Here is a 10,952-nt window from a genome sequence, read left to right on the forward strand (position 1 = left end):
ACGTCTGCTATTGCTCTGTATCAGACTCAATGACCATCACATCTGCAAAAGGATCCTCTGATGGAACTCTTTCTGTTGAGCAACGGCAAGCTGGCGGATGATGCGCCGCTGCTGGGCTATGCGCAGCCGCAGCTGCACGCCATGATTGCCCGACGCGCTATCCGCTCGGCGGTACTGATCCCCTACGCGATTATTCGTGGCGATCAGCAGCAACGCGCCGCCGAACTCAGTGCCTCTCTGGGCATTCAGGTTGAGCGGGTTCAGGCATTCGCCTCACCGGCTGAAGCGATTGCGCAGGCAGAGCTGATTTTAGTCAGCGGCGGCAACACCTGGTTCCTGAATCAGATGCTGCATGAGCAGGGTCTGATCGGGGCGATTCAGCGCGCGGTGCGGGAGCGGCAGGTACCTTATGTCGGCTGGAGCGCAGGCTGCAACGTGGCGACGCCCTCAATCCGTACCACGAACGATATGCCGGTGCGCAGCAGCGTGGTGCTGCCTGCGCTGGGACTCTTTCCGGTGCAGATTAATCCCCACTATCTGGATGCCAGCGTCAGCGGTCATATGGGCGAAACCCGTGACGAACGGCTGGCAGAGTTCTGTGCAGTTAATCCGACTGAATCGGTGATTGCACTGCGTGAAGGCAGTTTTCTGCACGTTCACGACAATCAGCTGCGCTATCACAGTGTGCGAAACGAAGATTTTAAACTGTTTCGCCACGGCGAGCCGATTCAGGGGTATCACGATGCCCGCGCGTTACAACCGCTGGTTCCCTTTCAGTGCGTATGACGCTGCCATATAAACCTCAGCATAACCGCTTAATCAGACCTATAATGGCCGATTCACTCTGGCCGGAAAGCTAAAGCCGCATGAAATATCACGATTTAAGAGACTTTCTCGCGCTGCTCGAACAGCGCGGTGAGCTAAAGCGCATTACCCAGTCGATCGATCCTGAACTGGAAATGACCGAAATCGCCGACCGCACTCTGCGTGGCGGTGGCCCGGCTCTGCTGTTTGAAAACCCGAAAGGGTACGACATGCCGGTGCTGTGCAATCTGTTCGGCACACCAAAGCGTGTGGCAATGGGCATGGGCCAGGAAGAGGTCAGCGCACTGCGTGAAGTGGGTAAACTGCTGGCCTTCCTGAAAGAGCCGGAGCCGCCAAAAGGCTTCCGCGATCTGTTCGACAAGATGCCGCAGTTTAAGCAGGTCCTGAACATGCCGACCAAACGCCTGCGCAATGCACCCTGTCAGGAAGAGGTGTTCAGCGGCGATGAAGTCGATCTGACGCGGATTCCGGTGATGAAGTGCTGGCCGGGCGATGCGGCACCGCTGATTACCTGGGGGCTGACCGTGACGCGCGGCCCGCACAAAGAGCGGCAGAATCTCGGTATCTACCGGCAGCAGGTGATCGGCAAAAATCGGCTGATCATGCGCTGGCTGTCGCACCGTGGCGGCGCGCTCGACTATCTGGAGTGGACGAAAGCGCATCCGGGTGAGCGTTTTCCGGTCTCGGTGGCGCTGGGTGCCGATCCTGCCACTATCCTTGGGGCCGTAACGCCGGTGCCCGATACGCTGTCAGAATATGCGTTTGCCGGTTTACTGCGCGGCAATAAAACCGAAGTAGTGAAATGCCTCTCGAACGATCTCGAAGTTCCCGCCAGCGCGGAAATCGTGCTGGAAGGGTATATCGAAGCGGGCGATATGGCGCCGGAAGGACCTTACGGCGACCACACCGGCTACTACAATGAAGTAGATAGCTTCCCGGTGTTTACCGTTACGCATATTACGCAGCGCCATAAGCCTATCTATCACTCCACCTATACCGGCCGTCCGCCAGATGAACCTGCGGTGCTGGGGGTGGCGCTGAATGAAGTGCTGGTGCCGATTCTGGTGAAGCAGTTCCCGGAGATCGTGGACTTCTATCTGCCGCCAGAAGGATGTTCATACCGGCTGGCGGTCGTGACGATTAAAAAGCAGTACGCGGGGCATGCCAAACGTGTCATGTTTGGCGTCTGGTCGTTTCTGCGGCAGTTCATGTACACCAAATTTGTTATTGTGTGTGACGATGACGTTAATGCGCGTGACTGGAACGACGTGATCTGGGCGATCACCACGCGTATGGATCCGGCCCGCGATACGGTATTAGTGGAAAATACCCCAATCGATTATCTCGATTTCGCTTCGCCCGTTTCCGGGCTGGGATCGAAGATGGGGATGGATGCGACCAATAAGTGGCCAGGTGAAACGCAGCGCGAATGGGGTACACCTATCGTCAAAGATCCTGCGGTCACCGCGCGCATTGATGCTATCTGGGATGAGCTAGGTATTTTTGATCAGCCGCCACAGCGTTGATGGCGAGCACAACCATAAAGACGACCCGACAGAGGGAACGCATGACAACGTTAAGCTGTAAAGTAACTTCGGTTGAGGCGATTACCGACACGGTCTATCGCGTTCGCCTGATCCCTGAAGCGGAATTCAGTTTTCGCGCGGGACAGTATCTGATGGTAGTGATGGACGAGCGTGACAAGCGTCCGTTCTCACTGGCCTCAACGCCGATGGAAAAAGATATCATTGAGTTGCATATCGGCGCGTCCGATCTGAACCTCTATGCCATGGCCGTCATGGATCGCATCCGTAACGATCGCCAGATCACGGTTGATATGCCGCACGGCGATGCCTGGCTGCGTGAAGAGAGCAGCAAGCCGCTGATCCTGATTGCAGGCGGCACCGGTTTCTCCTATGCCCGTTCGATTCTGCTCACTGCACTGGCGGAACAGCCAGAGCGCGATATCGCCATTTACTGGGGCGGACGTGAGCTCAAGCATTTGTACGATCTGGAAGAGCTGGATGCGCTGGCGGTGAAGCACCCGAACCTGAAGGTGATCCCGGTTGTCGAGCAACCTGAAGCGGGCTGGCAGGGCCGTTCAGGCACGGTATTGACGGCAGTAATGCAGGACTTCAGTACGCTGAGCGAGCATGAGATCTACATCGCCGGACGTTTTGAGATGGCGAAGATTGCCCGCGATCGTTTCTGTGCCGAGCGTGGCGCGGTGGAGTCACAGATGTACGGCGATGCGTTTGCCTTTATCTGATGCGCTGAAGCAGCCTGTAGCAGACAGAAAAAACCCGCCGGTTTACTGGCGGGTAAATCTGACAAAGTAAGACTCAACGTATTACAGACGCTCGAATACGGTCGCAATGCCCTGACCCAGTCCGATACACATGGTGGCGAGGCCAAAACGGGCATCGCGTCGCTCCATAATATTCAGCAATGTCGTGCTGATGCGTGCGCCGGAGCAGCCCAGCGGATGGCCTAACGCAATCGCGCCGCCATTCAGATTGACCTTATCATCCATCCGTTCCAGCAAACCTAAGTCCTTGATGCAGGGCAGCGTCTGCGCGGCAAAGGCTTCATTCAGCTCAAACACATCGATATCACTGACGCTCAGTCCCGCCCGTTTTAATGCCAGTTTGCTGGCCGGTACCGGTCCATAGCCCATAATCGAAGGATCACAGCCCACCACCGCCATGCTGCGGATGCGCGCGCGCGGTGTCAGCCCCAGTTCACGGGCGCGTGATTCACTCATGACAAGCATGGCGGCCGCGCCATCTGACAACGCCGACGATGTACCCGCCGTGACGGTGCCGTTAACCGGATCGAAGGCGGGTTTGAGTGCCGCCAGTCCTTCGGCGCTGGTCTCCTCGCGAATCACCTCATCGAAGTCATAGCGTTTAAGAATGCCGTCGCTGTCGTGACCATAGGTGGCGACAATCTCTGTTGCAAAGTCCCCACGCTGGGTGGCCTGCCAGGCCCGCTGGTGTGAACGCAGGGCAAATGCATCCTGCTGCTCACGGCTGATATGATGCATTCGCGCCAGCATTTCAGCCGTTAAGCCCATCATGCCTGCTGCTTTTGCCACGGTTCGGCCCAGACCGGGATGAAAGTCGACGCCGTGATTCATCGGCACATGTCCCATATGCTCCACGCCACCGATCAGACAGCATTGCGCATCACCGACCATAATGGCGCGGGCCGCATCATGCAGCGCCTGCATTGAAGAGCCACACAGTCGGTTGACGGTGGTGGCCGGCACTGAATGCGGGATTTCGGCCAGCAGCGCGGCGTTACGCGCGATATTAAATCCCTGTTCCAGCGTCTGCTGTACGCAGCCCCAGACGATATCGTCCAGTGATGTCGGGTTCACCGCCGGGTTGCGGCTCAGGAGTTCGCGCATCAGGTGCGCAGAGAGATCTTCAGCGCGCACGTGACGAAAGGCGCCGCCTTTTGAACGTCCCATTGGCGTGCGCACCGCATCAATAATCACCACATTTTCCATCTTTTTGCCCTCAGGCGCTTTTCAGCGCGGCTTCATCAATCGGTTTGGCGGCGGGATACCAGCTTTCATGCTGATGGGCTTTCTGCACCAGCAGCGCAGGCAGGGCATATAAGCCACCGAGCGCGCTATAACGCCGGGCCTGATCCACCACATTGCTGTTGCCCAGGGTATCGAGATAGCGGAAAGCGCCGCCACGGAAAGGCGGGAAGCCGAGACCATAGACCAGCGCCATATCCGCTTCCGCTGGCGAGGCAATAATCTTCTCTTCCAGGCAGCGCACTACTTCATTCAGCATTGGCAGCATCATGCGATTCAGAATCTCTTCATCGCTGAAGACCCGCTTAGGCTGGCAGACCTGCTCCAGCAGCGTATCCACTTCGGTATCAGCCACTTTTGTCAGTTTGCCCTTTTTATCTTCTTCCCAGCGCCAGAAGCCTTTGCCATTTTTCTGGCCAAAACGACCGGCATCAAACAGCAGATCGATCGCATCACGATAGTCATGCTTCATACGATCCGGGAAACCGTCAGCCATGACGCTTTGCGCGTGGTGCGCGGTATCGATGCCGACCACATCCAGCAGCCATGAGGGGCCCATCGGCCAGCCAAACTGTTTTTCCATCACTTTATCAATCTGACGGAAATCGGCGCCGTCGCGCAGCAGCAGGCTGAAAGCGGCGAAGTAAGGGAACAGCACCCGGTTAACAAAGAAGCCCGGACAGTCATTCACTACGATCGGGGTTTTGCCCATTTTGCTGGCCCAGGCCACCACTTTGCTCAGGGTCGCTTCACTGGTTTTCTCGCCACGAACCACCTCTACCAGCGGCATACGCGGTACCGGATTGAAGAAGTGCATGCCGCAGAAGTTTTCAGGACGCTGCAGCGCCTGCGCCAGCTGGCTGATGGGAATGGTCGAGGTATTGGAGGCCAGAATCGCATCTTCACGCAGATGCTGTTCGGTTTCCGCCAGCACTTTTGCCTTGATCAGCGGGTTTTCTACCACCGCTTCAACCACCACATCAGCCTGTTCAAAACCGGCGTAATCCAGCGTGGGCTGGATAGTGGCGATCACACTGGCGAGTTTGTTGCCGTCGATTTTGCCGCGTTCCAGCAGCTTATTGAGCAGCTTGCTGGCTTCGTTCATCCCCAGCGTTAACGCCTGTGGATTAATATCTTTCATTCTGACCGGCACGCCTTTCCACGCAGACTGGTAGCTGATGCCGCCACCCATGATGCCTGCGCCCAGTACCGCTGCCTGAGCGGGTGCGCCGCTTTCGCTGCCGCGCTTTTTCGCCAGACCTTTCACGTACTGGTCGTTGAGGAAGATGCCGACCAGCGCGCGTGCTTCATCAGACTGGGCCAGCGGCACAAACGCTGCGGTTTCAAGCTTCAGCGCGTCATCGCGGCCAAGGCTGGCTGCGGCTTCAATGGTTTTTACCGCCATCAGCGGAGCGGGATAATGCTTGCCTGCGGTTTGCAGCACCATGGCTTTCGCGATAGTGAAGCTCATGGCCGCTTCAATCGGGCTGAGTTTCAGCGGAGCCAGCTTAGGGGCCCGGCGTGCGCGCCAGCTGCCATCAGTGGCAGCGGCCTTAAGCATGATGATCCCCGCCTCACGCAGTTTCTCGCGAGACACCACCGCATCGACCAGACCGAGTTTAAGAGCGGCATTGCCATCGACATCTTTTCCCGCCGCAATAATTTCCAGCGCACTGTCGGCACCCAGCAGGCGCGGCAATCGCACGCTGCCGCCAAATCCCGGCATGATGCCGAGTTTGGTTTCCGGCAGGCCAATACGGGCGTCCGCAGTAGCGATACGCAGATCGGTTGCCAGTACGCATTCACATCCGCCGCCCAGTGCATAGCCGTCAATGGCGGCCAGAGTCGGTACCGGCAAATCTTCCAGACGATTGAAAATGCTGTTGGCGTAACTCAGCCACTGGCTCAGCTTTTCGGTGGGTGCATCAAACAGTGAAAGGAACTCGGTGATATCTGCCCCTACAATAAATGCAGGTTTAGCGGAGCTCAGCAGCAGGCCGCGCAGTTCTGGCTGCTGCTCCAGCACAGCTATTGCCTCGCCCAGGCTGGCGACAGTTTGCGTATCGAGCTTGTTGACCGAGCCCGTAGCGTCAAAAACCAGCTCGGCGATGCCATCGTCCAGCCAGTGAAGAGTAAGGTTAGCGCCTTGGTAGAGCATGTGCGTCTCCTGAAACCGCGAAAGGTGATCTGGTCATACCAGATGATCGTGAGTGTGGGAGCGATGTTAATTTTTTGCAAACTGGTCTTTGCTTATTTGCTAACAAGATCACAGCTGCGCCGACTTCGGCATCTGCGCAAGGGGTATGCTAAACTGCGGCCATTTCGCGACACTGGAGAGACGTCAATGGATTCACTGAGTACCTTGTATCACGCGCACATCGCCACGTTGCAACAACGGGCGCAGCAGGTGCTGGCACGCAATAAACTGGATGCGATGTTGATCCATTCCGGTGAGTTGATGACGGTGTTTCTGGATGATCACACTTATCCGTTTAAGGTGAATCCGCAGTTCAAGGCCTGGGTGCCGGTGACGCAGGTGCCCAACTGCTGGCTCTGGATTGATGGGGTAAACAAACCGAAACTGTGGTTCTACTCTCCGGTGGATTACTGGCATAACGTTGAACCGTTGCCGGATAGCTTCTGGACCGGGGATGTTGACGTTATCGGCCTGAAAAATGCGGACGAGATTGCGCAGTTGCTGCCTGCACAGCGTGATAACGTCGCCTATATCGGCCCGGTTAACGCGCGTGCATCTCAGCTCGGCATCGCCTCTGGCAATATTAATCCCAAAGCGGTCATCGACTTCCTGCACTTCCATCGCAGCATCAAAACTGATTATGAACTCGCCTGTCTGCGCCAGGCGCAGAAGCTGGCGGTTGCCGGTCATCGCGCGGCGAAAGAGGCGTTCTCGGCGGGCTTAAGCGAGTTCGATATCAATCAGGCTTATCTGACCGCTACCGGTCATCGCGACACCGATGTACCTTACGGCAATATCATTGCGCTGAATGAGCACGCTGCGGTGCTGCACTACACCCGGCTGGATCATCAGCCACCGGCGAAACGCCATAGCTTTTTGATTGATGCGGGTGCCGAGTATCTTGGCTATGCCGCTGATTTGACCCGCAGCTATGCGGCGCAGAGCAGTTCGCTCTATGCCAGAATGGTTGAGGCGATGAACACTGAAGAGCTGGCCCTGATAGCCACGCTGAAACCGGGCGTACGCTACACCGATTACCATCTTCAGATGCATCAGCGTATTGCGAAGATGTTGCTGAAGTTTGATCTGGTTCAGGGAATCAGCGAAGAAGCGCTGGTGGCTGAAGATCTGACCGGTCCGTTTATGCCACATGGCCTGGGGCATCCGCTGGGTCTGCAGGTCCATGACGTTGCCGGTTTTATGCAGGATGAGCAGGGCACCCATCTCGCCGCGCCAGCGCAATATCCTTATCTTCGCTGCACCCGCGTGCTGCAACCGGGCATGGTATTAACCATTGAGCCGGGCTTCTATATTATTGACTCGTTACTGAAGCCGCTGCGTGAAGGCCGTTTCAGTCAGCACTTTAACTGGCAGGCCATTGATGCGCTTCGGCCTTATGGCGGGATTCGTATCGAGGATAACGTGGTGATCCATGCGCATCGCGTTGAGAACATGACCCGCGATCTGCATCTGGCCTGATGGAGGCCTTTGATATTCCCGCTGTGCCAGTAAGCAGCAGTGAGGAGACAATCAAAAAGAGTCGCTTCATTACGCTACTGGCGCACACCGAGGGTGCAGAGGCGGCGCGCGCGTTTGTCCAGCAGGTTAAAAGCGAGCATCCCACTGCCCGGCATCACTGCTGGGCCTGGGTAGCGGGCGCACCGAATGATTCTCAGCAACTCGGTTTCTCTGATGATGGTGAACCTTCGGGTACGGCAGGGAAACCGATGCTGGCGCAACTGATGGGCGCGGATATTGGCGAGATTACCGCTGTGGTGGTGCGTTACTACGGTGGCATCATGCTGGGAACCGGCGGCTTAGTGAAAGCGTATGGTGGTGGCGTCCAGCAGGGACTTAAGCAGCTGCCACGGCAGCGCAAAGTGCCGATGAAGCTGTTCACTTTGCAATGCGACTATGCACAGCTCAGTGATATTGAACGGCTGGTACAGCGTTTTGAAGGTAAGGTGACCGACAGCCAGTTTCAGGATCGTATTGCGTTGACGCTGGCTGTACCTTACGGACAGATCGACGGGTTCAAAAAAAATCTGTCAGACTTTAGTCGGGGCGCGTTATCGCTGATCCCGCTCACACCATGATGTTCATCTCTTTTATTTAAAGGAACGGCTGAATGCACTTTCGCGCCATTACCCGCATAGTCGGTCTGCTGGTGATCCTCTTTTCAGTGACGATGATTTTGCCCGGCCTGGTCGCCTTAATTTATCGCGATGGCGCAGGGCGGGCGTTTAGCCAGACTTTTATGATGGCGCTGGTGATCGGCTCGCTGCTGTGGTGGCCGAATCGCAAAAAGAAAACCGAACTCAAACCGCGGGAAGGGTTTCTGATTGTGGTCCTGTTCTGGACGGTGCTGGGCAGCGTAGGGGCGATGCCCTTTATCTTTGCCGAACAGCCGCATCTTTCGGTGACGGATGCGTTCTTTGAATCTTTCTCTGGCCTGACAACCACCGGTGCCACCACGCTGGTGGGGCTGGACTCGTTGCCTAAGGCGATTCTCTTCTATCGGCAGATGCTGCAGTGGCTGGGCGGTATGGGGATCATCGTATTAGCCGTGGCGATACTGCCGATTCTGGGCGTCGGGGGCATGCAGCTCTATCGCGCTGAAATGCCGGGGCCGCTGAAAGATAATAAAATGCGACCGCGTATCGCCGAGACGGCTAAAACACTCTGGCTGATCTACGTCCTGCTGACGATAGCCTGTGCGCTGGCATTGTGGCTGGCGGGAATGCCAGCGTTTGATGCTATCGGCCACAGTTTCTCGACTATCGCCATTGGCGGCTTCTCAACCCATGATGCCAGTATCGGCTATTTTAACAGTGGCACCATCAATACCATCGTGGCGGTGTTTCTGCTGATCTCAGGCTGTAACTACGGCCTGCACTTTGCCATGTTAAGCGGACGCAATCTGCGTGTGTACTGGCGCGACCCTGAGTTCCGCATGTTTATTGGCGTTCAGCTGACGCTGGTGTTGATCTGTACCCTGGTGCTCTGGTTCCATAATGTCTATGAAAGTGGCTGGCAGACGCTGAACCAGGCCTTTTTCCAGGTGGTCTCCATGGCGACGACGGCGGGATTCACGACCGACAGCATCGCACGCTGGCCATTGTTCCTGCCGGTACTGCTGTTGTGCTCCGCCTTTATCGGCGGCTGTGCCGGTTCAACCGGCGGTGGTCTGAAGGTGATTCGCATACTGCTGTTATGCAAGCAGGGTAACCGTGAGCTTAAGCGTCTGGTTCACCCCAATGCGGTCTACACCATTAAGCTGGGCAACCGGGCGCTGCCGGAACGTATCCTTGAAGCCGTATGGGGATTCTTCTCGGCTTATGCGCTGGTGTTCCTGATCAGCATGCTGGCGATCATCGCCACCGGCGTTGACGACTTCTCGGCTTTTGCTGCCGTTGCCGCGACGCTCAATAACCTCGGCCCTGGCTTAGGGGTCGTAGCTGATAACTTCACTTCAATGAATGACGTGGCGAAATGGATTCTTATTTCCACCATGTTATTCGGGCGTCTCGAGGTATTCACCTTGCTGGTGCTGTTTACGCCTACTTTCTGGCGTGAATAATTAATAAGGATGCTGACATGAAAGCGCTGATTCTCTATTCCACTCGCGACGGACAAACCAAGAAGATTGCCTCTTCTATTGCTGATGTGATCCGTCAGCAGCAGCAGTGTGATGTACTGAACATTCAGGATGCCACTCTGCCTGACTGGGCACAGTATGATCGCGTGTTAATTGGCGCATCTATCCGCTATGGCCATTTTCAGCCGGTCGTCGATAAGTTCGTTAAACAACACCTTCATGAGTTGCAGCAGCGTACCAGCGGTTTCTTTTCGGTGAACCTGACGGCGCGCAAACCTGAGAAGCGCTCTCCTGAAACCAATGCCTATACGCAGAAGTTCCTGGCACACTCGCCGTGGCAGCCTGATTGCTGTGCCGTGTTCGCAGGCGCGCTCTATTATCCGCGCTATCGCTGGTTCGATCGCGTCATGATCCAGTTGATTATGCGCATGACCGGTGGTGAGACAGATTCGACGAAAGAAGTGGAGTACACGGACTGGCAGCAGGTAAGCACTTTTGCCAATGATTTTGCACAGTTACCAGGCAAATCGTAGCGAAATAGCGCGATTTGATGAAAATTACTGCGAACGATAATCTTTTCGTAATAAACACTTGTCAGCCCGCGCGAACTCCCTATAATGCGCCTCCATCGACACGGAACACCGGCAACGGGAATCGGGTTGAGAGGCACAGGAGACTGCGCCGCCGGAGAAAAACTTCTGAAATAGAGGTTGACTCTGCAGGAGGAAAGCGTAATATACGCCACCTCGCGACAGGACGCTAACGCACTGTTCGCACTGCTC

Annotated in this window: 9 protein-coding genes; 7 read left to right on the forward strand and 2 right to left on the reverse strand. The window is 56.1% G+C overall.

Going from position 1 to position 10,952, the window contains the following annotated elements; translation table 11 throughout:
- The first annotated feature begins 60 nt into the window (after positions 1-60).
- The 3 genes from pepE (at position 61) to fre (ending at position 3,094) form a co-directional block, all read left to right on the forward strand.
- A complete protein-coding gene (pepE, locus tag NR201_RS21145; protein WP_010257226.1) occupies positions 61-786 on the forward strand; it encodes a dipeptidase PepE in 726 nt (241 codons plus the stop codon).
- Between the two features lie 80 nt (positions 787-866).
- On the forward strand, positions 867-2,351 hold the full coding sequence (gene ubiD / locus NR201_RS21150; RefSeq protein ID WP_256850137.1) for a 4-hydroxy-3-polyprenylbenzoate decarboxylase: 1,485 nt from the start codon (positions 867-869) through the stop codon (positions 2,349-2,351).
- Between the two features lie 41 nt (positions 2,352-2,392).
- The gene (fre, locus tag NR201_RS21155; protein ID WP_010257219.1) at positions 2,393-3,094 is read left to right on the forward strand and encodes an NAD(P)H-flavin reductase; all 702 of its coding nucleotides are present in this window, start codon (positions 2,393-2,395) and stop codon (positions 3,092-3,094) included.
- 81 nt (positions 3,095-3,175) lie between these two features.
- Here fre and fadA read toward each other — a convergent pair whose 3' ends face one another.
- On the reverse strand, positions 3,176-4,339 hold the full coding sequence (gene fadA / locus NR201_RS21160) for an acetyl-CoA C-acyltransferase FadA (RefSeq protein WP_010257216.1): 1,164 nt from the start codon (positions 4,337-4,339) through the stop codon (positions 3,176-3,178).
- Positions 4,340-4,349: 10 nt separating this feature from the next.
- Positions 4,350-6,533, reverse strand: coding sequence for a fatty acid oxidation complex subunit alpha FadB (gene fadB / locus NR201_RS21165; protein ID WP_154210627.1), 2,184 nt, complete (start codon positions 6,531-6,533; stop codon positions 4,350-4,352).
- A 186-nt stretch (positions 6,534-6,719) separates the two neighbouring features.
- Between fadB and pepQ the strand changes: the two genes are divergently transcribed.
- Genes pepQ through hemG form a run of 4 tightly spaced genes read left to right on the forward strand, consistent with a single transcriptional unit; the run spans position 6,720 to position 10,703 of the window.
- A complete protein-coding gene (gene pepQ / locus NR201_RS21170; protein ID WP_256850138.1) occupies positions 6,720-8,051 on the forward strand; it encodes a Xaa-Pro dipeptidase in 1,332 nt (443 codons plus the stop codon).
- Entirely contained in the window at positions 8,051-8,668 is a 618-nt protein-coding gene (locus NR201_RS21175; RefSeq protein WP_010257205.1) for an IMPACT family protein, read from the forward strand. The genes pepQ and NR201_RS21175 overlap by 1 nt, the downstream gene beginning before the upstream one ends.
- Before the next feature lie 32 nt (positions 8,669-8,700).
- Positions 8,701-10,152 carry a Trk system potassium transporter TrkH gene (gene trkH / locus NR201_RS21180; protein ID WP_010257200.1) on the forward strand — a complete coding sequence of 484 codons (1,452 nt, stop codon included), beginning with the start codon at positions 8,701-8,703 and terminating at the stop codon, positions 10,150-10,152.
- Between the two features lie 17 nt (positions 10,153-10,169).
- On the forward strand, positions 10,170-10,703 hold the full coding sequence (gene hemG, locus NR201_RS21185) for a menaquinone-dependent protoporphyrinogen IX dehydrogenase (RefSeq protein ID WP_033773286.1): 534 nt from the start codon (positions 10,170-10,172) through the stop codon (positions 10,701-10,703).
- Positions 10,704-10,952: the final 249 nt, after the last annotated feature.

The organism is Pantoea sp. Fr-CA_6, from assembly GCF_024520895.1.
Classification (GTDB): Bacteria; Pseudomonadota; Gammaproteobacteria; order Enterobacterales; family Enterobacteriaceae; genus Pantoea; species Pantoea agglomerans.

Bases quoted from the DNA above. Each gene is read 5' to 3' on its own strand.
- pepE (WP_010257226.1), top strand. From the start codon at position 61: ATGGAACTCTTTCTGTTGAGCAACGGCAAGCTGGCGGATGATGCGCCG.
- fre (WP_010257219.1), top strand. From the start codon at position 2,393: ATGACAACGTTAAGCTGTAAAGTAACTTCGGTTGAGGCGATTACCGAC.
- fadA (WP_010257216.1), bottom strand. From the start codon at position 4,339: ATGGAAAATGTGGTGATTATTGATGCGGTGCGCACGCCAATGGGACGT.
- hemG (WP_033773286.1), top strand. From the start codon at position 10,170: ATGAAAGCGCTGATTCTCTATTCCACTCGCGACGGACAAACCAAGAAG.
- NR201_RS21175 (WP_010257205.1), top strand. From the start codon at position 8,051: ATGGAGGCCTTTGATATTCCCGCTGTGCCAGTAAGCAGCAGTGAGGAG.
- ubiD (WP_256850137.1), top strand. From the start codon at position 867: ATGAAATATCACGATTTAAGAGACTTTCTCGCGCTGCTCGAACAGCGC.
- trkH (WP_010257200.1), top strand. From the start codon at position 8,701: ATGCACTTTCGCGCCATTACCCGCATAGTCGGTCTGCTGGTGATCCTC.
- pepQ (WP_256850138.1), top strand. From the start codon at position 6,720: ATGGATTCACTGAGTACCTTGTATCACGCGCACATCGCCACGTTGCAA.
- fadB (WP_154210627.1), bottom strand. From the start codon at position 6,533: ATGCTCTACCAAGGCGCTAACCTTACTCTTCACTGGCTGGACGATGGC.